The sequence below is a fragment of the Dinoroseobacter sp. S124A genome (genome assembly GCF_049801015.1).
Taxonomy (GTDB): Bacteria; Pseudomonadota; Alphaproteobacteria; order Rhodobacterales; family Rhodobacteraceae; genus Dinoroseobacter.
This window is the reverse complement of record NZ_JBNAGD010000001.1, coordinates 717,555-740,882: the sequence shown is the minus strand read 5'-3', so window position 1 is coordinate 740,882 and position 23,328 is coordinate 717,555. Positions and strand designations below refer to the sequence as shown.

The window sequence follows — 23,328 nt, the reverse complement described above, 5'->3', positions numbered from 1 at the left end:
GAACGCAGAGAAGGAGATCACGATGAATTGGGATCAAATCGAAGGCGAATGGAAGCAGTTCAAGGGCAAGGTCCAGGACAAATGGGGCGAGCTCACCGATGACGAGATCGACCAGATCGAGGGCAACCGCACCCGTCTCGAAGGGACGATCCAGTCCAAATACGGCAAGACCAAGGAAGAAGCGAAGGAAGAGGTGGATCGCTGGCTCGAAGACGCCTGATCCGTCACATCAAAAAAGCCGGATCGCAAGATCCGGCTCTTTTTTCGACCCGTGTGATAAGCCCGTGGAGACCAGATGTCTCCACGGGTTTTTTCGTCAGGAGGCCTGTGCCTCGCCAAGCGTGTCGGCCATGGTCGCGCCCCGCTCGCCCATCGGCTTGGGATCTCCGACAGTGGTGTCCACCTTCGTTTGATGTTCGATCTCTGCGTTGAGCTGGCCGCCCACCAGAATGACGAAGGAGGTCAACCATAGCCACAGCAACAGGATGATCACGCCGGCGAGCGCCCCGAAACTTTCGTTGTAGCTGGCAAAATTGGCCACGTAGAGCGTGAACCCGATGGATGCGAGCACCCATCCGATACTGGCGAAGATCGAGCCCGGCGACAGCCAGCGCCATTGAGCATTGGTGCGCGACGGACCGAACCTGTAGACGATGGCGAGGCCCAGGGTAAGGCTCCCCAACATGACCATCCACGCGAGAATCTGTGTGCCCCAGAACGCAACACCGCCCTTCGAGAAGATGGTCAGCACCGCTGGCAGGATGGCGAGCACCAGACTGGCCAGGATCGCGCCGATGATCGCAAGCACGGTGACGCCGATCACCTGAAGGGTCTTGATGGCAAACCCGCGCTTCTCCTCCTCGTCATAGGCAATGTTCAACCCGACAAACAGCGTGTTGACCCCGCGCGATGCAGACCACAATGCCAGCCCGATGGAAATGAGCAGAGCCCAGCCCAACCCGTCGGATGTCGACACTTCGGTCGCCTGACCGATGACGATATCGAGAACCTCTGGCGGTACGATCCCGCGCAACTGTTCCATCTGCGCCAGGATCGTTCCGGGCTCGAGAAGAAGGCCACCGATCGCGAGCATGGCCGTGACCGCCGGAAAAAGCGCCAGCATCGAAAAGAAGGCAACCCCGGCGGCCACGAGGCTCAAACGCTCTTCGGCCACGCGGGTCTTGATCCGCATTGCAATGTCGTACCACCCCGCCACGGGAATGTCTGATGGGCGTCTGGCGTCTCTACCTCTGGTCACAGTGTTCTCCGTTTTCTGGGCGATTTCGGGTCCTTGTGCGGAATGCGACATCACCCGACACCGCGGTCACAGGGAGCCTCACGCAACAAAAAGAAACAAACTTCTGACGTGACAACGCGCGACAGGGGGACTCTGTTCCCGTCCGGGTTTGCGACCGCGTTGCGAGCGGCCGAGATCCGGGCATATCAGGTGCGGTTGACGTGCCGCGCAAGTCGAACAGACACGCCCAAACGGCAACAAAGGCAGCGCGAACGCCACCTCAGGATCTTCGGGAGTCAAACGGTCTAGGCCGCCGGGGGCACTTCGCCAAGACAGGCCCATGCCTTTGCCGCCTCGTCGGTGGAGACCGCCCTGGCATCGACCAGGGTGACCTTGTCCATAAGGTCGATGAGCTTCTCGGCCTTGGACAGCGCAGCGATGACCACATGGCGATTCACGTCGGTCAGGGCGCGGAAACGGAAATGGTCACATCCCCGTCAAACAGGCTGTCCCAGTCGTTTCCGGTGAAAGCAGTCAGATCGAGCCGCATGTCGATCTTGTCATCATGACGGTCAAAGGCTGCGCGCATGAACTCCACCAGCGCCTCGGCGGCATCATTCTCCACATGCCCGGCAACCCGGACCGCGTAGAGCTCCGGCGAGATGATGTCTCTCTGGGTGATCGTACTGGTTTGGAACTGGGTCATCTGGGCCCGCCCTGTGGTGCGCGTGACGCTAAAACGCGTTGCGAGGTCCAAGGTTCACTTGGGCAGGCGCCCGGCCCCGCGCCGCATCACGCCGCCTCCGCAGCAGGCGGCACGGGCAGGATCTCGACCTTTTCGGCGCGCTCGAGCTGGGCGATCTCGGCGAGGATTTTCTCACGCGCCATGCAGGCGATATCCCAGGACGTATTGGGATCCGCACACGGCAGACCGAACCAGACCTCCTTGCCGAACACATCCTGCTCGGCCACACGCACGGTCATCTTGTCCAGAGACCCGAGATCATCCTCTTCCAGCTCGTCAACGACCCTTTCGAACACGCTGCGTAGCCGATCCACATCGGCATCATGGGCACATTTGATCTTGATGACCCGGAGCATCTCGGGATCCTTCATGGTCCAATTCTCGAACGGCGTGGACACGAATTCTTCGACCGGCACAATGAGCCGGGTGCCATCCCAGTCCTTCAGTTGCACATAGGTGAAGTTGATCCGCTCCACGTGGCAGAGCGCCTCGTTGAAAACGATCCGGTCCCCGATACGGGCCGACTGGTTCAATGCAATCTGCAGGCTGGCCATGATGTTGCCCAGAACGCGGCGCGCCGCGAAACCCAACACAAGTGTCAGCGCCCCGGCCGTGCCGAGCAGGGTCAGTCCGAGGTTCTGAAAGAGGTTGGTTTGCGACAGAAAGACGCCGCCCCCGATCAGAACGATCGCGACCGTGAAGGCACGCCGGGCGGCCGCGACACGGGTCGCCATCGAACGCATATGCATCTGTTGCCGTTGGGTCAGGTCCGTCTCATCGAACCGGGTCAGCCCGTCTAGGACGACATCCGCCACATTCACCACAAGCCACAGCCCGGACGCCAAGAGGCCCAGCCATGCAATCGGGGTCAGGATTGTGCTGATCTGACCCGAAAACACCAACAGGTTGACCCCCGAGAACAGGGCAACGCCGGTTGCCACGGCCGTTGCCGCAGGCCCCCGCGCGGCCGACACGGCGCGTCGGGTAAGCTCGCTATCCATCCGATCCCGGACGCGCCCTAGCCCGCGCCAGACCAGCATTGCGCACGCCAGCGCCAGCCCGAGAAGCATCGGAAGGCCAATGATCTCCCACCACATGAACCCGAACCCGGCATTCTGTTTGAGAGGATCGGGCAGCATGCGCTCGAGCTGCGTCGGACCGTAGGCGGCATAGAGGGCCGGCACATCGCCGACTGTCCGGCGCGAGAAGATCCAGACCGCATCTGTCCCGGGCACCTGCACGCGATCCAGCCGTATCGAGGCCGGATGCCCCTGCACTTCCAAGGTCCAGAGCAGGATGGATTTCCGGGGTTGTCCGAGCATGGGTTCCGAGGAGTTGCCCACGGTCTGCATCGCATCAGGGCGATCGATTACCCGGTCCCAGTCGATCACCGCCTTGCGGGAAATCACGGTATAGAGCTTGCGCGCCAGATCCGCGCCGACCTGCGGCTGCACACTCGTATCGAAACCGTTGACGTTCAGCGTTTGCGCCGCCGTTGCCCAGTTTTCCTGACGCGCATGAAAGAGAAACGTCTCCAACGTGGCGCGCGGCGTGGCGCGATCTACCTCCGGCCCCGAAGGCGCGAGACCAATGTTCAGCTCGTCGATGCAGTAAACCGTCTCGCTGTCGCAAGCGCTCGACGACACCTGCGCCGAGGCGACGCCGGAGATTAGAATAAAAGTCAGCAGCAAACAGCGAAAAATCAAAGTCATGCCAAAAGAACGCGCAAACCGCGTATTTGTTCCGCTTTTGCTGCTACCCGAGCCTCTGCTGACGCGAAAACGCACTACTCGGCCGCGCGCCCGGCTCGGGCTCCACGCGTCTTAGAAGCTCAGGCTCGGATGTGCCGGGGGATTGCGGTCCTGCCAAGCGTGGCTGGCAAACCCGGCATGATTTCAGCCTGATCGCAAACAAGACGCCGGGCCCGCCCTTGGGATCGCGTGCTCAGCCGATGGCTCCCAGCTCGGCCAATTTCCGCTTGAGGCTATCCGAATTGTACGGCTTCTTCAGGATCGGGACATTCGGGAACTTGCTGACCAGGTCCTCATTGGCGCCATAGCCCGTGGCGAGCATGACCGGGATCTCGAGCTCCAGACATTTCCTGAGAACGGGCAGCGAGGTTTCATCACCGAGATTCACGTCGAGAACGGCCAAGGCAATCGCGTTCTTCTCGATGATTTCCAGCCCGCCCGCCACGGAGCCGCTCGTGTGCACGTAATCCGCCCCGAGATCGGAGAGCATGTCCGACGCGTCCAATGCGATCACCATGTTGTCCTCGAGCACGAGGCAATGTCCGGCGACCTGCACCTTGGCGACGTGTTCAACCTCGGGCGCGTCCGACGACACCGGCGTGATCTCAGCCTTGCGCACATGAGCCGAGGGCAGAACAAAATCCGCTTCGAGGCCGGTCATCCGATATCGCACCTCCGCCTGCCCCTTCAATTCGAAGGGAATGGAGCGTTCGATGATGGTCGTGCCGAACCCGCGCCGGGTGGGCGCCTGAACCGCCGGACCATCCATCTCGCGCCATGAAAGCTTGGCAACGCCGTCTTTTTGCAGGGCGACATCGATCGACACCGATCCCGACGAGTCGTTGAGCGCCCCGTACTTGGCGGAATTCGTCACCATCTCGTGCAGAACCAGTGCGAGGGTGGTAAAGGCCGTCGGCGACAATGCGATCTCGTCCCCGGTGATCCGGACGCGCTGCTCCTTGCCGGTCAGAAACGCCTTCACCTCGGTATCCACCAGATTGCGCAGCGGCACCCACCCCCACTCGGTCTCCGTGAGTTGGTCATGGGCCCGCGCGAGCGCAAAGACCCGGGCATCCAGAACGGTTCGGTAATCGTCCACCGTCTGCGCCTCTTCCTGCCCCTGCGAGACCAGACCCCGGATCAGGTTCAGGATGTTTCTGACCCGGTGGTTGAGTTCGGCAATAAGCAGTTCCTGTTGGTCCTGCGCCTGCTTGCGCATGTCGTTGCGCTCATCCGCCATTTTCAAGACAACCTCGAGAAGCGTCACGCGCAACGCATCCGCCGCGCGCAGCTCTGAGCCCCGCCACGGGGCACATTGCCCGCGCACGACTTGTTTCCACGCCTCGAAGCTCTTTCGCGGGGTCAACCGGATCCCGTTCGGCCCCGCCTCGACCGGTTTGTCCGGATTGCCCGCCCAGTTGACAGATGTTGCAATCTCCCGACGGAACAGGACGAGGTAATCTCGCGGCGTACGGGAGATCGGCAGGACAAGGATTCCAGCGACCCGGTCCGAAAACCCTTCGGCTTCGGGGTAGCGCTCTACCAAAGCGTGGGTCTGGTAAACCTGCCCGGATGGCGTGGTGTTCAGAAACCTCGCAAGCCCTGCAAACTCTTCAGCGGTCGGCGCGGATCCACGCGCTTTGTAGGTGCCTTCGGTGTAAATCGCGGCGCCGTCAAACGGGACGACTTCATTGATGCTCTCCGAGAAAACATCAAAGGTTTCGGAAACGCTTTTGCCCCCCGAAAGCTGCGACATGAGCCTGTCATGCAAAGACCGCGCCCGATCAATTTCCTCAAGCTCGGTGCTCAGTTCCACTTGCGCCAGCTCATAGTTGAACAGCTGCGCAAAAAGCTCGATCGCGCTCCGCAGGTCGTAGCCGACGTGATGCGCGGACCTGTGATGACACGCAAAGAGTCCCCAGAGCTTCCCGTTGCGCAAGATAGACACCGACATGGACGCAGCCACACCCATGTTGCGCAGGTATTCCAGATGGATCGGCGACACCGCGCGGGTAACGGCCAGTGACAGATCGAGCGCACGGCCATTCGGATCCGTGCTGGGATAGATTCCGTAAACCGGCGCATTCACATCCGAGATGATCCGAAGGGGATTGCGAACGTAGAGCGCGCGCGCCTGCTTCGGAATATCGCTCGCCGGGTATCGCAAACCCAGAAAGGGTTCCTGCTGCGGCTCTCGCTCTTCGGCAATCACGGTTCCGCTGTCATCTTCGTTGAACCGATAGGCCATGACCCGATCGAACCCGGAGAGGATCTTGATCGCCCGCACCGCCTCTTTTGCCATCTTGTCGATCGTGGAGTGCCGCTGCACGCGTGCAATCAAGGCCTGGACCGTCGCCCCGTCATCCTGCGGCTTTGGGTGTTCTGAACGGGGCTCGAACTCGAAGATGAGGTTGTGGTCGTTCTGACTGATCGAGATATCAAAGAGCCGAGAATCCCCGAAGGCAGCATGCGCAAAAACCCGGGCCGCCCCGTTTTGATAGCTGAGGACCTGCATCTTGGTCCGCAGAAAATGAACCGTCTCTTCCGGGAGAATATCGATGAACCGCGCACCTACCAACGTGCGCGCATCATACCCAATGAGATCGCCACAGTTCTCCGATGCATGGGTGATCATCCAATCCGATGACACAGCGATGAGACACCCATAGCTCTGAACGTTGCCGAGGATGTGAATCGGTTCCCGGTCACAATTCGTCAGGTCGTAAGTGGGTTCTTGGCGGGCGTTCTGAGTGTCAGACATGCAGGACTCCAAGCGACTTTCGCGCAGACTTCGCGCAAGCGTTGTAGAATTTGAAGATGCGGTCTGCATCTTTCAGGACAACCTTCGCAACAGGGTCCGTGCCGGGGATAGTCTCGGTCTGCTGACAGAACCCGCGCCAGAACTCGATATAGGTCGGTGCTGAAAAATACGCGCTCGCGCGCTGCGTCAACGGGTCGGTCGCAGCAGTCCAGCGCCGCTTCAAAACCTGCGTTCCGAGCCGTGATCCGGCGATCACGTAATCCAGCGCGAGCGGATGCGGGGCTCGGAGTGCGTCGCACGTCATGTGATTGGGTCGAACCCCGAGAACACGCAGGTCCGATTTTGCGCGCGCCAAGATGTCATCCATCACGCGCCGGCAGTCCTGTGAGCTTTCGAACCCCGTGAGTACGCTCAGCGCAGCGGTTTGCATACCGAGAAAGCCGGCAAGGCCGTCGCGCCTCCGTAGATCGAACTCAGACACGATCACGTCGAGCGCAATATGTGACCGGAGCGTCTCCCGGCGGAGCCGCTCTCGCAGATTTTCAGATGAAGGACGCCCCATTGCTCCAGTCGGTCCGTCGGAAGGAAGTTCTCTCTATAGGCGAACACCAGCGCGCCGCTATAAACTAGGACATAGTTCGCCCCAAAAAAATATCCATGGCTTCGCGTTTTGGTTGAGCGGTGATGAAACCAGGCAAATCGGTATACGAGCGCATATGCCCGGATGCGCAGTGACCCCGCGCATCACATGACCCCCAGAGACGTCCTCATCGCCGCATCCGCCCGAGGCAGGATTGTCAGGAGTTACAGATCAGCTTCGAGGAATGCGTCATCGGCATGGATCGGAAAGATCAGATCTTCCGCAAGGGTACTCAGATAAATCCCGGCATCGACACGGCCCACCGCCCCGGAGCGCGACAGTGTTTTACAGAGGGGTCCGACTTCGGTTGGGCTTGCGCGCATCGGGGTAAACGCCGCCTGCGCGGCTTCCTCGCTCACCCTGCGCGACTACTGGAAATCATCCCACGAATCATAGCGAGGCTGTTCATGGCGCGATGGTTCAGCTCTTCGAGCAAGCGATTTGCATGCAGCCCTGTTCGCGCTCTGCCTCAGGCCGCCGCCAACCTGTGAGCCCCCGCATCGCAAGGAGAAGCGTATGAGTTTGGTTTCTAAGCGAATACATCATGCGCGCGTTGAGAAGGATCACCTCCTGCGCGCGTGAAGAAGGTTCGTCCGCTCCCCGATCTTCGGAAAGACGTGGTGTACCTCGAAATCCTAAACTGTGATAGTGTCAGGAGCGATATGGATAAGAAGCGCGAGAGGGTCCGGGATCGCCCCTTGACCATTGCCGAGATCATCCAGACGCCGCCCAAGGGTCTCTCGCTCGTTCCCGTGGAAGGCATTGAAGTACGAAGGGCTTGCCGAAATCGCAGCGAAGCGCTCGTACAGGATCACCAAAGCCTCGCGAATGATGTCGGCAACCCCGGTCGGCAACACCCGCTCCCGCATCAAGCCCTCAACATGCGCCTGCCTGTTCCAGAAACCAAATTAGAGAAAGCCCAAATCATCAGCCCGGAAACAGGGGGCTGGACACTCGTGGGAGATCTTAATCTATTACACAGCCTCGCACTGAAGTGCTATCCGGCGGCCGTGTAAAGGATCGCTGGCCTGGGTGGGCGATTACATCGCTATGGCCTCGCTTCCATGGCTGTCGCCCGCTACATCTTAAGCTACCGCGGGCTTGGTTTCGACAATTATAGCAGTCGCGAGAGAGACTGCACCCTCCCAATATCGCAAAGCATAAAGGTCCCCGCGCACCAGACCTGCCTTCCTCTGTTGTGAACCATCAGAGCAGGAGGCACGCTATTAACGGGCGCAGACGCAGACGCAGACGCAGCGACTGCCTCTGATCTCAGTTGTGCGAGGTCCTGTTCCGACATGCCGGAGGTCCCTGCCATCAAGATGGATCGATCGGCCAGATCACGTGCGGCTTGTGACAGCTCCTGAAGGTCGGCGGTCTACAAGACCTCCAAGCGCTGTACCAGCTTTCGCAAGACCACAAAATTGCCGCTGCAATCGCGCAAGAGTTTTGCAAAGGAGGCCTCGGCGAATTCGGACCCGCCCGGAAGATGCGCGACGACATTTTAGGCCTCGGGCGCATCGTCAGTCGACTATTCAAAAGCACAATCCCAAAGAAGCGTTTTCAGCACCATGAGCACTTCGACCGCCGTTCCGGGATCGTTCAATCCCGGAGAAAGTGTCAATGACGTGATCTCTTAAGTCACCATGAGACCAAGTTCGGCGTTCTGCCCATGGGTCCTTACAGGGCCAAGGTGAAGGCGCTCTTAAGCTTGTCGCACACTGAGCATCAACGGGACCGGACACGTGCTCCGTGATATCTCCGGTGAGTATGTGTTTTCCCGGTCGCGCAGTGAGATGAAGTGTCGATTCCCTGGCAAGATAGGTTTGCAGGTGAGCCACGTCCATCAACTGCAGATACCCGGATAGCGACGCGCGCAATGCCCGTGTTTCAGACGGCATAACGGTGTTTTCCGTCAGCTCAGACGCGCCGAAAAGGGGGTGCCGCCCATGGGAAAACAGAGCCTCTGCGCGCGAAGCTGTGCTGTCGTCGAGGCTTCCCAAGGCCGTCAGGTGGTCGCTCCACCCCAGCTGCGAGAAAACCACGGCCACCACAACGAAAGCAGCTACACCTATCACCAGATGGGCCGCATCCTCTGGGTAGAAACCCACCCTGTAGAGCACCAGCGAACCAAGAGAGTAGACAAATGCCCCAATGAATACCGAGAGCATCGACTGGGCGTCATATCCTCAAGCAGAATTCGGTGCATCCTTGGTGTCGCAGTTTCGGCTACAGTGCGGTGGACCGAAACCATGATGCTCAACGACAACGTAGAGACGGCCAGCATGCTACTCGCAACAATTGTGAGCACCGGCGTAACCGAAAGAAATAGATATCCGTGGCAATCTCGGAACCGATTGCTGCGCTTGCGCGAGGATTTACGAACGTCGCTCCAAAGGACAAGAGCGCATACAGAAAGACGCGCAACCCCACGCACTGATAGTAGTGAAGGAACACGAGTTTTATCCACTTCAGTTTCGTCACAAGCGTCCCACTCCTCGCACAAGCCGGACCGTTTGAGACGTCGTCCATGTGGTCCTCCCCCACTGAAGTTATCCTCCGCTCTATTTAGGAAAACGCAGAAAACACATGGCACAGAAGCGTCCAAATCCCGAGGAGATTGTCACGACGTTACGGCAGGTTGAGGTCCTGAAGGGGCAAGCTATACCGCGTCTGGACGCGATCCGGCAGATCGGCGTGACTGAACGGACCTACTACCGTTGGAAGAAGAAGTACGGTGGAATGGGCACGGACCAATTGAAGGAGCTCAGGCGCCTCCAGAAAGAGAACGAACGGCTTCGAAAGGCTGTTTCAGATCTGATGCTGGACAAACCGATCTTGGCCTAGGCTGCAAAGGAAAACTTCTGAGCCCCACTCGCCGCCGCGCTTGCACTGATCGTGTTCGCGGTGAGTTGAAGGTCTCGGAACACCGGGCATGTCGTGTTCTGAGACAGCACCGATCCACCCAAAGACACGACTGGGGTGATATTGGGGCAAAGTCAACGAAAGCGAAGCCGCGTGTTCGTTGATTGGAGCCCCAAGGGCAACGACGTCCTAAGAGAGAGCAACGTAACGCGGAGAAGGAAGGAGTGGCGGAGAGACAGGGATTCGAACCCTGGAGACGGTTTCCCGCCTACACACTTTCCAGGCGTGCGCCTTCGACCACTCGGCCACCTCTCCGTGAGGGGCGTCTTAGCGCCAAAGCCGGGGCGGTTGCAAGGGCAGAAATGGGGGGATTTTGGCCAGCATGTCGCGCCTCGGGACTTCCCCTCGCCCGTGCTGCCGGCCCCCCGCCCGCGCGCCGATATTCCAGCGGCCCGGGCGGCGCGGGTCCGCGGCATCGTCCTTGGGCGATGCCGCCTCCGATCCCGTCAGGAGACCTCTTCGAAGACCGCCGGCAGGCTGCGGGGCAGCGCGTCGAGCCAATCGGGCACAGGCAGGCCCTTTTCCCGTAGGAACTCGGGATTGTAGAGCTTGGACTGATAGCGTGTCCCATAATCGCACAGGATCGTCACGATCGTATGACCCGGCCCCATATCCCGGGCCATCCGGATCGCGCCCGCGATGTTGATGCCCGAGGATCCGCCAAGGCAGATCCCCTCCTCCCGCAGCAGGTCAAAGACCAGCGGCAGCGCCTCGCTATCGGGGATGTTATAGCTGTAATCCGGAGTGAACCCCTCGAGATTCGCGGTGATCCGCCCCTGCCCGATCCCCTCGGAAATCGACGAGCCTTCGGATTTGAGCGATCCATGGGCGTAGTAGTGATAGAGCGCCGCGCCATCGGGATCGGCCAGCCCGACCTTCACACCTTTGGGCTGCAGCGCCATGCCGACACCGGCGACCGTGCCGCCAGAACCCGCCGCGCAGATGAAGCCATCCACCTTGCCGCCCGTCTGTTCCCAGATCTCGGGGCCGGTGGTCTCCACATGGGCCTGTCGGTTGGCCGTGTTGTCGAACTGGTTTGCCCAAACCGCCCCATTGGGCTCGGTCTTGGCCAGCTGCTCGGCCAGACGGCGCGAGTAATGCACGTAATTGTTCGGGTTCCGATAGGGTGCCGCCGGTACCTGCACCAGTTCCGCGCCCGCCAGACGCAGCATGTCCTTTTTCTCTTCGGACTGGGTCTCGGGGATCACGATCACGGTCTTGAAGCCCATGGAGGCCCCCACCAGTGCCAGCCCGATCCCTGTATTGCCCGCCGTCCCCTCGACGATCGTGCCGCCCGGCTTCAGCGCGCCCCGCGCCACCGCATCGCGGATGATATACAGCGCGGCCCGGTCCTTGACGGACTGGCCCGGGTTGAGGAATTCCGCCTTGCCCAAGATCTCGCAGCCGGTCGCGGCGCTTGCGGCATTCAGCCGGATCAACGGAGTGTGGCCAATGGCCTCCGCAAGGTCCTTGTAGGTCTGCATGGCGATCTCCCTTTCGCGCGGTGCCCGAGTGATACGCTCGGGCCGGGCGGACCTCAAGGGTGCGCGCGCCTGCGGGCGACCACCCCCGGTCGGGTGCGTCCCGAGCGCCCGTGCGGGTCTGTTCCGGAGGGTCCTCAGGGGCGCTGAATGGCGCGCAGGACCTCGCGATCCGCCGCGAGCCGCAGCGCCGAGATCATCAGCGGGCCATTCTGGATCCGGCCATCCCGGGTCATCGCCATCAGATCCTCGAATTCGACCAGGATCGCGCGGATATCCTCGGCCTCTTCGGCCACACCGAAGAGGCCGGCCGCACTGTCCGGCAGATCGGTCAGGCCGATATAGGAGGCCAGGTATTCCGTCACCGCACCGGGCGACGGGTAGTAGGAGCCGATATGGGCCAGATGCCACAGGGTCAGCCCCGCCTCCTCCCGCGCCTCGCGATGGACGGCCTCTTCCCAGGTCTCATTGCCATCGACCCGGCCCGCCACGGCCTCCAGCGTCCATGGCTGCGCATCGCCCCGGACAAAAGGCCCGACCCGGAACTGATCGACCAGCAACACGCGGTCGCGCACCGGGTCATAGGGCAGAAGCGTGACCGCATCGACCGACACGAAGGCCACGCGGCTGACCACCGGGCTCTGCCCGCCATTGAAGCTGGGATAGCTCAGGTGATGCTCTTCGAGGCGGAAAAAGCCGTTATAGCCGATCTCGACCCGCTCGGTTCGGATCCCGGCCCGGTCCGGCAGGCCGCCGCGCACGGGCGCAGGGCGGTCCCGGGCCGCGATGCGGGATTGCGCGCGCGCCTCCATCACCGGCCAGAGCGCCGCCATCTCGTCCGGTGACAGGCTGCCGTGATAGCTCATGGCCTCGATGGCGGTCTCTCGGGTGATCGCGCCATAGGCACTCTGCCACGCCGCCAGATCCCAGGCCCCGCCTGGCGCAAGGGCCGGCCCGCTCGGACGGTAGAGCGCGGCCGCCACCCTGCCCCCGTCCGCCAGATGCAGCTCAGCGGTCTCGCGGGCATAGCCGAACCCCAACTCATAGAAATCCAGACGCGACAGATCCGCTTCGGTAAGCCCCTCGATCACCAGACCCTCGGCCCGCGCCTCGGGATCGGCAGGCAGGCAGATCGGGAAGTCATGTCCCGCGGCCTGCCACACCGCCGCGCCGGGCAGAAAGGCGGGCTGGGTCACGGGGTGTCGCCCCAGAACCAGCGCGAGCAGCGCCGGATCGCGCAGGGTGCCGAACACGAACAGTCGGGTCATTCAGAAGGACGCCTCATTCAAACGCGTATCCCGCCCAGCGGACAAAGACCGCGCCGGTGACGATGCCCAGGGCCAGCACCGTCAGCACGGGCCCCTGAATGGCCATCTGACCGAAATAAAGCATCAGGTTCGCCACATCCGTCACCGCCTCGATGGGCCCGTCATAGCGCAGCTTGATGGAGCGTTGATAGGCCTCTTCGCCGGCGATCAGAAAGAGCGTCGCCACCAGCATCATCGCCACGGTCCGCACCGACAGCACGAAGGCCTGCCGCAGGGTCGATCCCACATGGGTGCCCGCCAACCGCCAGCCGAACCAGATCCCCGACAGGGTCGCAAGCGGCATCAGCGCCCCGGCTTGCCGCCCGTCAGGCAGGCCCGGGATGCCGATCCACGCGGCCAGTGCGCCGGTCAGTCCGAAAATGATTGCCCCGATCAGTTTTGCGCCTGTCGGCATGACGCCCTCTTGTCTGCCCTCACCCCGGTTTGGTCACGGTAATCTGCGTCACATCGCAGTTCCCGTAATGGAAGGTGGCAGCACAAGATGTCAGATAAAAGTTCCACATGCGGCGAAATCTGTCATCGAAGCCGAGGGACGCGACATCGTCCCAACGTTCGTTGAAGGTTTCGTGCCAGCGGCGCAGGGTCTGGCTGTAGCTTTCGCCGAACTCGATGGACCGCTTGACCTCGAGCCCCGCGCGGCGGATTTGCTCACGCAGGACGGTCGGCCCCGGCAGCATCCCGCCAGGGAAGATGTATTTCTGGATGAAATCCACGCCCTTGCGATAGGTTTCGAACTTCGCGTCCTTGACGGTGATGATCTGCAGCGTCGCGTGGCGGCCCGGGCGCAGACGGTCGCGCAGGGTGTCGAAATAGACCGGCCAGTATTTCTCGCCCACAGCCTCGAACATCTCGATCGAGGCGATCCCGTCATAGAGCCCGCGCTCGTCGCGGTAATCCTGCAGCTTGATCTCGACCTGATCGGACAGGCCCGCCTTGGCAATCCGGGCAACCGCGTAGTCATATTGCGCCTGACTGATGGTCAGGCCCGTGACCTTGAGCCCCCGCTCCTTGGCGGCATATTCCGCGAACCCGCCCCAGCCGCAGCCGATCTCGAGCACATGATCGCCGGGCTGGGCGCCCATCTCATCCACCATGGAGGCGTATTTGCGCTGCTGAGCGGCCTCGGTGCTTTCCTGCCCGGTTTCGAACATGGCCGAGGAATAGGTCATCGTGTCGTCGAGCCAGAGCCCGTAAAACTCGTTGCCCAGATCGTAATGGGCCGAGATGTTCTTCTTGGCCTGTTTCTTGCTGTTCGATTGCAGCCAGAAGCGCAGCTTTTCCACCGCACGCACCACGGCAAAGCCGGTATAGCCATCAAACAGCGCCTCATTATCGGCACTGATCAGGTCCATGAACGCCTGCAGGTCCGGCGTGCTCCACCAGCCATCGAGATAGGCGTCGCAAAAGCCAAGCTCGCCCTCGCGGATCAGACGGCCGAAGACATCGTCATTATGGATCACCAGCTCGCCCACGGGGCCGGGATGGGGCCCCTCGACCCGAAACCGCCGGCCGTCGGACAGGATGAAGTCCAGCCTGCCATGCTCGATTTTCGACGCCGTGTCGAAGGCCGCCTGGAAATAGCGCGGCAGATTGGTTTGCCCCTTGGGGCTGGTCAGGATCGTTTCGGCAGCGCCTTTGGTTCCGGCAAGCAGTGTCATTCGTGTCCTCGGCTATGGCCCGAGCGGGGCAGTCAAAAACGCCCCTGATTCAAGGACGTGTTCCCTTGTCGTAGGGGGTTTACACCAACGGTGTCAATTATGCGGCGTCCTTGCGCGCCTGATACGCGTCGAGGGCGCGTTTGCGCCCTGCGTCCAGGGCGACAATGGGGTCGGGATAGGGGTGATTGGGCGACAGGCCCCAGCTGCGCGGCACCGCCGCAAAGAAGGACAGCGCATCGGGCTCCGGCGAGCCCTGCCCCTCGGCGATGAAGCGGCGCTGATAGCTCTGGTCCCGGTCGAACTTGTCGAGCTGCGTATCGGGGTTGAAGACGCGGAAATAGGGCGCGGCATCGGGGCCCGAGCCCGCCGCCCATTGCCAGCCCATGGCGTTCGACGCCGGGTCCCAGTCCACCAGACAGTCTTCGAACCAAAGCTGCCCGACCCGCCAATGGGTCATCAGGTGCTTGGTCAGGTACGAGGCCACGATCATCCGTCCGCGATTGTGCATGGTCCCGGTCACATACATCTCGCGCATGGCCGCATCGACAAAGCGGATGCCCGTACGGCCCTGCCGCCAGGCCTCAGCCTCCGGGTTGTCGTCGCGCCAAGGGAAGCCATCCCAGTCCTCGCGCCAGTTGCGATCCAAAAGGCGCGGCGTATGCCAGACAAGGTGATAGGCGAACTCGCGCCAGACCAACTCCTTGAGGAAGATCTCAGCCCCCGGCTTGCCGTCATGGAGCGCGCGCTGCCCGGCCTGCCAGCAGGTGGCGGGGCTGATCTCGCCATAGGTCAGGTTCTCGGACAGGCGCGAGGTGCCCTCGATGCCGGGAATGTCCCGGGCCGTGCCGTACGCGGCAACGCGATCCTCGATGAAGCGGTCCAGACGGTCGCGCGCGGCCTCCTCGCCCACGGCCAGATGCGGCGCGACGACCTCGGCACCGCGGTTCATGGCAGCGCCCAGATCCCACGTCGCAAGGCTGTCGCTCTCGGGCCACTGGTCCGGAGCCGGGATCGCCTTGGGTTGCGGGCGCGGCACATGCATCTCGCGGGTCCGCACGGATTTCCAGAAGGGCGTGTAGACCTTGTAGAACCCGCCCGTCCCGGTCTCGACCGTCCACGGCTCGATCAACAGGTGGCCGCCATGGCTCTGACCGTCGATCCCGTCGGATTTCAGACCGGCCTTCACCTCAGTATCGCGGGCGACCTGGGCGGGGTCATAGGCGCGGCTCCAATGGACGGCCTGCGCGCCTGTCTCGGCGCAGAGCGCGCGCAGCCCATCCAGCGCGGACCCTCGGCGCAGGATCAACTCCGATCCCAGCGCGCGCAGCCGCGTCTGCAAGGCCGCGATGCCGAGCCCGAACCGCCATTTCGGCGCCGCCCCCAGACTGTCGATCAGGTCATCGCAGAGGAAGACGGGGATGACCGGCGCGCCCGTGGCACAGGCCGCCAGCAGCGCGGCATTGTCCGACAGGCGCAGATCCCGCCGCACCCACCACAGAACCGGTGCCGTCTTGTCCGTATCGCTCATATCGCCCCTCACGCGCCATCCGCCCTGAGCGTGACATGGCGCGGCGCGAACGGAGGTCAAGCATTGCCGCGCGCGGAGGGGGCTGAGCCGCCGCGCCACCAAGCGGTGGCCCAGGCCAATGCTCGCGCAAAAGATGAAGCCCGGACCTCAAGGCCCGGGCTTGCAAGGATTAAATCACGATGATCCGTGTGGATCAGGCACGCACATCCACGACCACACGGCCCTTGACCTGCCCCTTGAGGATATCGCGCCCAAGCTGCGGCAGATCCGACAGGGTCGCCGGATTGACCATCGCTTCGAGCTTGTCCATGGGCAGATGGGCCGCGATCTCGCCCCAGGCGCGGACGCGGTTGTCATAGGGCTGCATGACGCTGTCGATCCCCAGCAGGTTCACCCCGCGCAGAAGGAAGGGAATGACCGTCGCCGGCAGGCCCGCGCCCCCGGCGAGACCCACGGCGGCCACCGAGGCCCCGTAATTCATCTGGCCGAGCACCCGCGCAAGCATGGCCCCGCCCACGGCATCGACGCAGCCCGACCAGGTCTCGGATTCCAGCGGACGCTTGACCGTTTCGGCGACATCCTCGCGGGCGACGATCTGGGTCGCGCCGAGGCTCTTGAGGTAGTCGGCGGTCTCGGGGCGGCCCGTGACACCCGCCACCTCATAGCCCTTGGCCGCAAGGATCGCCGTGGCGACCGAGCCCACACCGCCCGCAGCGCCCGTGACCAGCACCGGCCCCTGCCCGGGGACGAGCCCGTGATCCTCCAGCGCCATGACCGCCAGCATCGAGGTGAAGCCCGCCGTGCCCACGGCCATGGCCTGCTTGGTGCTCAGCCCCTCAGGCAGCGGCACCAGCCAATCGGCCTTGACCCGCGCCTTTTCCGCATAGCCGCCCCAATAGGCCTCGCCCACGCGCCAGCCGGTCAGCACGACCTTGTCGCCCGGCTTGTAGCGGTCATCGTCAGAGGCCGAGACGGTCCCGGCAAAGTCGATCCCCGGCACATGGGGGTACTTGCGCACCAGCCCGCCGCCCGGCCCGATGCAGAGCCCGTCCTTGTAGTTCACGGTGGAGTACTCGACATCCACCGTCACCTCGCCCGCGGGCAGATCGTCGATCCCGATCTCCTCGACGGCGGCGACGGGTTTCTCGTCGCCCTCCTTGCGGACCACCAATGCTTTCATCTGAACTCTCCTTGAGTCGTTCCGCGACGCGTCCCGAGAGGGCGTCGCTTAGTGCCAGAATGTGTCATGGACGATGGCCTCGCGGGCCCCGTCCTGGGTTTCAACGATCAACTCGGTGCCCGGATCCCAATGGGTCATCCGCACCATGCCAATCGCCACGTTGGTCGAGAAATCCGGGGACCAGGCCGCCGAGGTCACCTGCCCCACGGGCCGCCCCTGCGCGAGGATCGGCCAGGCCCGGTCACAGAGCGGCACTGCCTCGCCGCGGATCTCGATCGGACGGATCTGGCGGTTGGGGCCATCCATGGCCACCCGCAGGAGCGCATCACGCCCGAGGCAGCCAATGGCCGTCTGCACGTTGCAGAACCGCTCCAGCCCGCATTCATAGGGGGTGTTGGCGCGGGTCATGTCATTGCCATAGCTCAGCAACCCGCCCTCGATCCGCTCGATCCCGTTGGGACAGCCCGCGCGCACGCCCAGATCCTCGCCCGCCTCCATGAAGGCCTGCCAGAGGGGCATGCCCAGATCGCTGCCTTCGACGTAGATCTCGAACCCGCCCTGACGGGAATAGCCCGAGCGCGCGACCACGAGATCGCGCCCCTCGAACTGGAAAAACCCGAAGCGGAAGAAGCGCAGCGCCACGGCATCGGGGCCAAAGACCCGCGAGATCAGCGTATCGGCCAGCGGTCCCTGCAAGGCCAGGGGCGAAACATCGGGCTCTTCGACCAGCACTTCGAGCTGACGCGCATTGGCCAGCGCCTTGACCCAGAGCAGCAGATCGCTGTCGGCGATGGAGATCCAGAACCGGTCCTCGGCCAGCTTGAGCGCCACCGGGTCGTTGAGCATCCCGCCGGTCTCGTCAACCATCGGTACGTACAGGCACTGCCCCGGCAGCATGCCCCGCAGGTCGCGCGGCGTGAGCAGCTGCATCAGCTTGCCCGCATCCGGTCCGCGCAGCTCCACCTGACGCTCGCAGGACACATCCCAGAGCTGCACCTTGGATTTCAGGTGGTGGTAATCCGCCTCGACACTCTCGAACACCGTGGGCAGCAGCATGTGATTGTAGATCGTATAGGCCCGCACCCCGGCGGCCTCGACCCCGTCGGAAAACGGCGTGCGCCGCAACCGGCGTGACGGCGAAAGAAGATGCGTCATATACCCTCCGGCATGACAAAGAGATCCGTATCCCCGGGGCGCGCACCGGCTGCTGTCAGCATGGCGTGGATTTGACCCCGGTGGTGAGTCTGATGGTTGAAGAAATGAGCCACACAAAGCGCCAGCGGACGTGTCACATCCGCCTTCAGCGCGCCGGAATACCAGCTCAGACTGCCGCCCAGCGCGGCCTCGTCCAGCCCGTCCGCCCAGTCGCGGATCATCGCATCCGCATCCGCGCGCAGATCGGTCAGCCTGCCCCAGTCCTCGACGAAGCGGACACTCTCGGTGATCCCGCCCTTGGGCGTGTCCCACCCGTCGAACCGGCTCATCCAGAGCGTATCCCCCCAGAGCAGGTGGGAAAACGTCTGCAGGATCGAGCCGAAGAAACTGCCGCGATACTTGACCAGCTCCGCCTCGCCCAGACCATCGGCCGCCGCGATCAGCGCGCCGTTCTGCCAGGCGTTATAACGCGCCATGGTGCGGCAGAACTCAGGGGTGATCACGGCTTGGGTCCTTTCCAGTCGATCGGGGTGATATCCGCCGATTTCCCGTCAAAATCCCAAACCCGACCGTAATCGCGAACCTTCGAACGCAGCCCTTGGGCCACCAGAACGTCCGGACCCATCCAGTATTTTGAGTTCGAGACCATCACCGGATGGTTCGTATCCTTGCCCCCGATCAACTCGATCTCGCCCTGGATCTTGCGCCCAACGGTGATTTTCCGACGCCCGCCATCCTTCTCGATGATCACGCGCTCGCGCTCGGCGCCGAGGATCTCGGAGACGAGGAAGTGAAAGACCCCCGTGGTCCCACCCGCAGCGCCCGAGAAGATCTTCAGCAAACCGTTATACGCTTTTTGGGTCGCGCTCTCATCGATATAGACCGCCACCTTCCAACCGCCCTCGGCCATTTTGCCTGGGATATCCACGAGAAGGGCCGCGTTTATGCCGTCCAGAGGTTCACCTTCGAAATGTCCGCTATCGATGGAAACACCGAACCAGGTTTGACAATAGCCATTGGTCGGCGGGTGCTTGCCCAAGCTCACAACACAAGGGCAGAAGACCGTACAGGAGCAGTTCATGAACAGCTCCCCCTTGAGCGCCCAGTTCGTTGGCTCCATCCTGCGCCGTCGCGGGTTCATGCGGGCGTCGATCCGCTCCATCACCTGCAGCCGGTCGCTCTTGCGCGCTTTCTTCACAGCCATGCCTCTCCCTCCCTGTTGCCGGGTCTCAGACCCGACGTTTATCCGACAGCCGCGAGGCCGATGACGGCCAGCCCGGCCACGATGAGTGCCGCACCCATGGGGCGGATCACGTAATCCCCGATCTGGGGCAGTTTTTCGAGCACCATGAACAGGGTCGCGAGGCCCATCCACACAAGGCTCATGGTGCCCCCGACAAAGCCCAGCGCCATCAGGCCCCAGCAGCAGACCGCACAGAAGACGCCCAGCCCCGCCCCCATGCGCAGCCCGCCGACAAAGCCCGTGCGCCAATGGCCGAGGAAATACTGCATCGGCGCATGACAGACCCCGTGGCAGGTCGCCTTAAGGCGGCTGAACTGAAAGGCACCGACAACCAGCAGAAGCGCGCCCGCGGCCCAGAGCGAGTGGAACGCGCCGAGCCCGTCCACAAGCCCGACCCGCAGCGCCACCAGTTGCAGTCCCGCCAGCGCGGCGGCCATCCCGATCCAGACCGCGAAATACCCAAGCAGCACTCCGACCCAGCCGAGCCGCGTGCCATCGGCGGATTTGATCAGCGCGTCATAGGTGCCCATGGTTGGCACCATGGTGGGCAGCATCATCGCCGCCATCATGATCGCCCACATGGCAAAGAGCGTGCCGAAGCTTTCCATGGGCATCATGTTCATGCCCACCGGACGGCCCCAGACATCGACGCCGCTCATCCGGGCCATGTCGAACATGACCCACCACGCCAGAAGGATGATGACAAACACCGTGAGCCAGGACAGGCTCCTCATGGATGCGCGCAGATATGTCATGAATCCTCCCTCTTGCAGCGAAGGATTTATCGGCGCAGACTAAATGTCAAACAATTAATGTCTGACATATGGAGCGGGCATGGACTATCAACTCGACCCAGGGCGGGATCTCGCCGTTCAGATCGCCGACGCGATCAAGGATGCGATCCTGCGCGAGGACCTTCTGGTGGATGATCGCCTGCCCTCGGAGGCAGAGCTTTCCGAGCGGTTCGAGGTCTCGCGCCCCACGGTGCGCGAGGCGCTGAAACGGCTGGCCGCCCAGAACCTGATCCGGACCCAGCGCGGGGCGACGGGTGGGGCCTTCGTCAACCGGCTGAGCTTTGCCGAGGCCGCCGCGCAGCAGGAAACGACCGCCACGCTTGTGCTGAGCATGAACGCGGTGGATTTCGAGACCGCCTGCGAGGCGCGCTTTGCCCTAGAACGGGCCGTGGCCCCCCTGGCCGCGGCCCGGCGCGAAGACGCGCATCTCGCGGCCATGAGCGCCGAGGTCACGCGACAGGCGGACCCAGGATTGAGCGACACGGATTTCTGCGCCTCCGATGTGGCCTTTCACCGGGTGCTGGTGGAGGCGGCGGGCAATCCGGTGCTGAGCTACCAACTGGCGGGCGCGGTCGAGGGGATGCAGCCCCTGATGAACATGATCACCTACACCGAGCGCTCGCGCGCACGGATCGCGACGCTGCACCAGCGGATCCGTGACGCTATGGCGGCGCGCGATGGCGCGGGCGTCACAGCGGCCTTGTCGGATCTTGCCGACTATACCGCCGATCTCGGCAGCCAGATGCGCGCGAAACGGGCGGCGCGCTGACCACCCCGCCGCGTCCGGAACGCGGCGTATTGCACCTGCGCGGGGTTCTTTCTAACGTCGCGCCCGTAGTGTTGACCTTGGAGCTTGGGACCCTGATGACCGCAGCCTTTCGCCTGACCGCCACCACCGCGCTTGTTGCGCTCGCTGCCCCGGTCGGGGCCGCCGATGGTGATCTGATCGTCTTTGATTACGCCGGGTTCGAAGATCCCGCCTTTCACACGAGCTATACCGCTGCCCATGGGGCGAGCCCGGAATTCACCTTCTTCGGCGACGAGGAAGAGGCATTCCAGAAGATCGTCTCGGGCTTCAAACCCGATGTCAGCCATGTCTGCGCCGGCTCGGTGACCAAATGGGTCGAGAGCGGCATCCTGGAGCCCTGGGACATCTCGCGCATCCCCGCTTACGGCGATCTGAACGCGAACCTCACCGGGCAGGACGTGACCGAGGGCATCAGCGATGTCTATTTCATCCCGGTCGATTTCGGCTCTACGGCGATCGCCTATAACACCGACAAGGTGCCCGCCGAAGATGTCGCCACGCTCGAGATCTTCCGCAATCCGGCCTATAGCCAGATGCTGACCTTGCCGGACAATGTGGATGACGCCTATGCGCTGGCCTATCTGGCCACGGGCACCACGAACTGGACCACCGCCACCGACGCGGAGTTCGACGCCGCCTCCGCCTGGCTGCGCGAGGTGCATCCGAACCTGCGCACCTACTGGACCGATCCCGGTGAGCTGGCGCAGCTTCTGGCCACGGGCGAGGTCGTGGCGGCTTGGGCTTGGAACGAGACCCTGCCCACCATGGCCGAAGAAGGCTTCCCCATCGGCTATCAGCAGGAGGCGACCGAGGGCTCGTCCCTGTGGCTCTGTGGCTATGTGAACCTGGCCGAGGGTCAGGGGTCCGAGGACAAGGCCTATGATTTCCTCAACGCGGTGCTCGACCCCAGTTCGACCCAACCCCTGCTCGAGGCGGGCTATGGGCATTCCAACGCCGCTGCCATGACCGAGGTCGGGGCGGATGCGCTGGCCGAGGTGGGTCTGGGCGTGGTGAATGCCCCGGTGCTGGCCCAGCTGCCCATGGATATGGAGCTGCGCCAGAAGCAATCCGAAACCTTCGAGCGGATCAAGGCCGGGTTCTGATCCGGGCGATCACGAGATTTTTCGGGAACACCGCGCCTCGGCGCGGTGTTTTCGTTTCAGTGCGCCCTAGCTACCGCAGAGACATCAGAGAGACCCGGACCCCATGATCGACATTCTTAACATCCTCATCGCCCTCATGAGCATCGGCCTCGGCTGCTTCGGCTGGCTCGCCCCGAAATTCACCATGGAGACGCTCGACCTGCAGCGCGGCGAGACCACCATGGGCGTCTCCGAGATCCGCGCCTCGGCAGGCGCCCTCTTCGTCGGGCTGGGGGTCGGCGCGCTGATCCTTGGCAGCCCCACCGCCTATGCCATGGTGGGCTTTGCCTGGGGCGGGGCCGCCATCGGGCGCCTCACATCGCTTTTGCGGGACGAGGCCCCGACGCGCCGGACCTGGGGCTTTTTCGCGACCGAGGCGGTCGTGGCGGTCCTCGCGCTTGCGATCAACCTCTGATCCCTCTTTCAACTTCCCGCCGCTGTGCTTATGTTGGGATCTGTCCTTCGGGACTATGGACATAAACGCGCTCGTAATAAGCGGATCGGACCCGGGGGCGGTACCCGGCGGCTCCACCAACATCCCCGTCGTTTGCGGGCAGATGGGGCCGAAACAGGATCGACGAACGTCTAAAGGGGTTAGCTTTGTCTCGGCTGGGTGCCACCGTTATCGGCCTAAATTGTACAGTTGCAAACGACAACCGTGCTCCGGTGGCCGTTGCTGCGTAAGCAGTAACAACACCGAAACTTAAGCCCTTGCGCCTAGCCGCGTAAGGCGGGGTTCGCAGGCACCTGGCAACAGAAGCCTGCATTTCCCCCACAAATCATAGCTGTCTTTTCGGCCCAAATGAGCCCCCCGCTCAGGGTCCTCAGTTGCGTGCGGAACCAATATCCGGACTGCGTTGATCCGCAAAGCCGTCCGAGGCGTGACGCACGCGCCAGCAGATTTTCGTTCCCAAATAATTCAAAATCGTCAACAATGACCCCCTAACGGATT

24 protein-coding genes, 1 tRNA gene, 1 other RNA gene and 1 pseudogene are annotated in these 23,328 nt (G+C 62.8%); 7 read left to right on the top strand and 20 right to left on the bottom strand.

Annotation, left to right across the window (positions count from 1 at the left end; translation table 11 throughout):
* The first annotated feature begins 22 nt into the window (after positions 1–22).
* Positions 23–220, top strand: coding sequence for a CsbD family protein (locus tag ACP15I_RS03610; RefSeq protein ID WP_424966802.1), 198 nt, complete (start codon positions 23–25; stop codon positions 218–220).
* A 96-nt stretch (positions 221–316) separates the two neighbouring features.
* Here the strand turns inward: ACP15I_RS03610 and ACP15I_RS03605 are convergent, their stop codons facing one another.
* The 7 genes from ACP15I_RS03605 to ACP15I_RS03575 all read right to left on the bottom strand — a co-directional run bounded on the left by ACP15I_RS03605 (position 317) and on the right by ACP15I_RS03575 (position 7,493).
* Positions 317–1,192, bottom strand: a complete 876-nt coding sequence (locus ACP15I_RS03605) for a YihY/virulence factor BrkB family protein (RefSeq protein ID WP_424966803.1) — start codon at positions 1,190–1,192, stop codon at positions 317–319.
* Between the two features lie 350 nt (positions 1,193–1,542).
* Positions 1,543–1,683: a hypothetical protein gene (locus ACP15I_RS03600; protein ID WP_424973916.1), complete on the bottom strand. Its 141-nt coding sequence runs from the start codon at positions 1,681–1,683 to the stop codon at positions 1,543–1,545.
* A gap of 17 nt (positions 1,684–1,700) precedes the next feature.
* Positions 1,701–1,943, bottom strand: coding sequence for a hypothetical protein (locus tag ACP15I_RS03595; RefSeq protein WP_424973915.1), 243 nt, complete (start codon positions 1,941–1,943; stop codon positions 1,701–1,703).
* Positions 1,944–2,029: 86 nt separating this feature from the next.
* On the bottom strand, positions 2,030–3,694 hold the full coding sequence (locus ACP15I_RS03590; protein ID WP_424973914.1) for a mechanosensitive ion channel family protein: 1,665 nt from the start codon (positions 3,692–3,694) through the stop codon (positions 2,030–2,032).
* 232 nt (positions 3,695–3,926) lie between these two features.
* Positions 3,927–6,494 (bottom strand): HWE histidine kinase domain-containing protein, encoded by a 2,568-nt coding sequence (locus ACP15I_RS03585; protein ID WP_424973913.1) that lies wholly within the window; start codon positions 6,492–6,494, stop codon positions 3,927–3,929.
* On the bottom strand, positions 6,487–6,975 hold the full coding sequence (locus ACP15I_RS03580; protein WP_424973912.1) for a hypothetical protein: 489 nt from the start codon (positions 6,973–6,975) through the stop codon (positions 6,487–6,489). The genes ACP15I_RS03585 and ACP15I_RS03580 overlap by 8 nt, the downstream gene beginning before the upstream one ends.
* 323 nt (positions 6,976–7,298) lie before the next feature.
* Positions 7,299–7,493 carry a hypothetical protein gene (locus tag ACP15I_RS03575; RefSeq protein WP_424973911.1) on the bottom strand — a complete coding sequence of 65 codons (195 nt, stop codon included), beginning with the start codon at positions 7,491–7,493 and terminating at the stop codon, positions 7,299–7,301.
* Between the two features lie 339 nt (positions 7,494–7,832).
* On the opposite strand from ACP15I_RS03575, the gene ACP15I_RS03570 reads away from it, so the two are divergent.
* Positions 7,833–8,150, top strand: a complete 318-nt coding sequence (locus tag ACP15I_RS03570; protein WP_424973910.1) for a hypothetical protein — start codon at positions 7,833–7,835, stop codon at positions 8,148–8,150.
* Between the two features lie 519 nt (positions 8,151–8,669).
* Here ACP15I_RS03570 and ACP15I_RS03565 read toward each other — a convergent pair.
* Positions 8,670–9,305, bottom strand: coding sequence for a DUF2254 family protein (locus ACP15I_RS03565; protein WP_424973909.1), 636 nt, complete (start codon positions 9,303–9,305; stop codon positions 8,670–8,672).
* Positions 9,209–9,604, bottom strand: a complete 396-nt coding sequence (locus tag ACP15I_RS03560; protein ID WP_424973908.1) for a DUF2254 family protein — start codon at positions 9,602–9,604, stop codon at positions 9,209–9,211. Before ACP15I_RS03560 ends, ACP15I_RS03565 begins: the two co-directional genes overlap by 97 nt.
* A 119-nt stretch (positions 9,605–9,723) precedes the next feature.
* Between ACP15I_RS03560 and ACP15I_RS03555 the strand changes: the two are divergent.
* A pseudogene (locus tag ACP15I_RS03555) lies at positions 9,724–10,106 on the top strand (transposase); the annotation flags it as partial.
* A 118-nt stretch (positions 10,107–10,224) separates the two neighbouring features.
* Here the strand turns inward: ACP15I_RS03555 and ACP15I_RS03550 are convergent.
* The 11 genes from ACP15I_RS03550 to ACP15I_RS03500 all read right to left on the bottom strand — a co-directional run bounded on the left by ACP15I_RS03550 (position 10,225) and on the right by ACP15I_RS03500 (position 20,387).
* A tRNA-Ser gene (locus ACP15I_RS03550) sits at positions 10,225–10,314 on the bottom strand.
* A gap of 191 nt (positions 10,315–10,505) precedes the next feature.
* Positions 10,506–11,543: a cysteine synthase A gene (locus ACP15I_RS03545; RefSeq protein WP_424973907.1), complete on the bottom strand. Its 1,038-nt coding sequence runs from the start codon at positions 11,541–11,543 to the stop codon at positions 10,506–10,508.
* 134 nt (positions 11,544–11,677) lie between these two features.
* Complete coding sequence (locus ACP15I_RS03540; protein ID WP_424973906.1) at positions 11,678–12,808, bottom strand: gamma-glutamylcyclotransferase; 1,131 nt, start codon at positions 12,806–12,808, stop codon at positions 11,678–11,680.
* Positions 12,809–12,821: 13 nt separating this feature from the next.
* Positions 12,822–13,262 (bottom strand): TrgA family protein, encoded by a 441-nt coding sequence (locus ACP15I_RS03535; RefSeq protein ID WP_424966813.1) that lies wholly within the window; start codon positions 13,260–13,262, stop codon positions 12,822–12,824.
* A 19-nt stretch (positions 13,263–13,281) separates the two neighbouring features.
* The gene (locus tag ACP15I_RS03530; RefSeq protein ID WP_424973905.1) at positions 13,282–14,526 is read right to left on the bottom strand and encodes a class I SAM-dependent methyltransferase; all 1,245 of its coding nucleotides are present in this window, start codon (positions 14,524–14,526) and stop codon (positions 13,282–13,284) included.
* 97 nt (positions 14,527–14,623) lie between these two features.
* Positions 14,624–16,054 carry a cryptochrome/photolyase family protein gene (locus tag ACP15I_RS03525; RefSeq protein WP_424973904.1) on the bottom strand — a complete coding sequence of 477 codons (1,431 nt, stop codon included), beginning with the start codon at positions 16,052–16,054 and terminating at the stop codon, positions 14,624–14,626.
* A 193-nt stretch (positions 16,055–16,247) separates the two neighbouring features.
* The gene (gene acuI, locus ACP15I_RS03520; protein WP_424973903.1) at positions 16,248–17,234 is read right to left on the bottom strand and encodes an acryloyl-CoA reductase; all 987 of its coding nucleotides are present in this window, start codon (positions 17,232–17,234) and stop codon (positions 16,248–16,250) included.
* Between the two features lie 48 nt (positions 17,235–17,282).
* Entirely contained in the window at positions 17,283–18,389 is a 1,107-nt protein-coding gene (locus tag ACP15I_RS03515; protein WP_424966817.1) for a dimethylsulfoniopropionate demethylase, read from the bottom strand.
* Positions 18,386–18,892 carry a DinB family protein gene (locus ACP15I_RS03510; RefSeq protein WP_424973902.1) on the bottom strand — a complete coding sequence of 169 codons (507 nt, stop codon included), beginning with the start codon at positions 18,890–18,892 and terminating at the stop codon, positions 18,386–18,388. Before ACP15I_RS03510 ends, ACP15I_RS03515 begins: the two co-directional genes overlap by 4 nt.
* Positions 18,889–19,593, bottom strand: a complete 705-nt coding sequence (locus ACP15I_RS03505; protein WP_424966819.1) for a DUF1326 domain-containing protein — start codon at positions 19,591–19,593, stop codon at positions 18,889–18,891. The genes ACP15I_RS03510 and ACP15I_RS03505 overlap by 4 nt, the downstream gene beginning before the upstream one ends.
* Positions 19,594–19,631: 38 nt before the next feature.
* The gene (locus tag ACP15I_RS03500) at positions 19,632–20,387 is read right to left on the bottom strand and encodes a DUF2182 domain-containing protein (protein ID WP_424966820.1); all 756 of its coding nucleotides are present in this window, start codon (positions 20,385–20,387) and stop codon (positions 19,632–19,634) included.
* Between the two features lie 79 nt (positions 20,388–20,466).
* Here ACP15I_RS03500 and ACP15I_RS03495 point away from each other — a divergent pair, with 79 nt between their 5' ends.
* From ACP15I_RS03495 to ssrA, 4 genes are all read left to right on the top strand, one after another.
* Complete coding sequence (locus tag ACP15I_RS03495) at positions 20,467–21,195, top strand: FadR/GntR family transcriptional regulator (RefSeq protein WP_424973901.1); 729 nt, start codon at positions 20,467–20,469, stop codon at positions 21,193–21,195.
* A 95-nt stretch (positions 21,196–21,290) separates the two neighbouring features.
* Positions 21,291–22,337, top strand: a complete 1,047-nt coding sequence (locus ACP15I_RS03490; RefSeq protein WP_424973900.1) for an extracellular solute-binding protein — start codon at positions 21,291–21,293, stop codon at positions 22,335–22,337.
* Between the two features lie 103 nt (positions 22,338–22,440).
* Positions 22,441–22,791: a DUF4345 family protein gene (locus ACP15I_RS03485; RefSeq protein ID WP_424973898.1), complete on the top strand. Its 351-nt coding sequence runs from the start codon at positions 22,441–22,443 to the stop codon at positions 22,789–22,791.
* A 2-nt stretch (positions 22,792–22,793) separates the two neighbouring features.
* Positions 22,794–23,144, top strand: a transfer-messenger RNA (tmRNA) gene (ssrA, locus tag ACP15I_RS03480).
* The last annotated feature ends 184 nt before the right edge of the window (positions 23,145–23,328 follow it).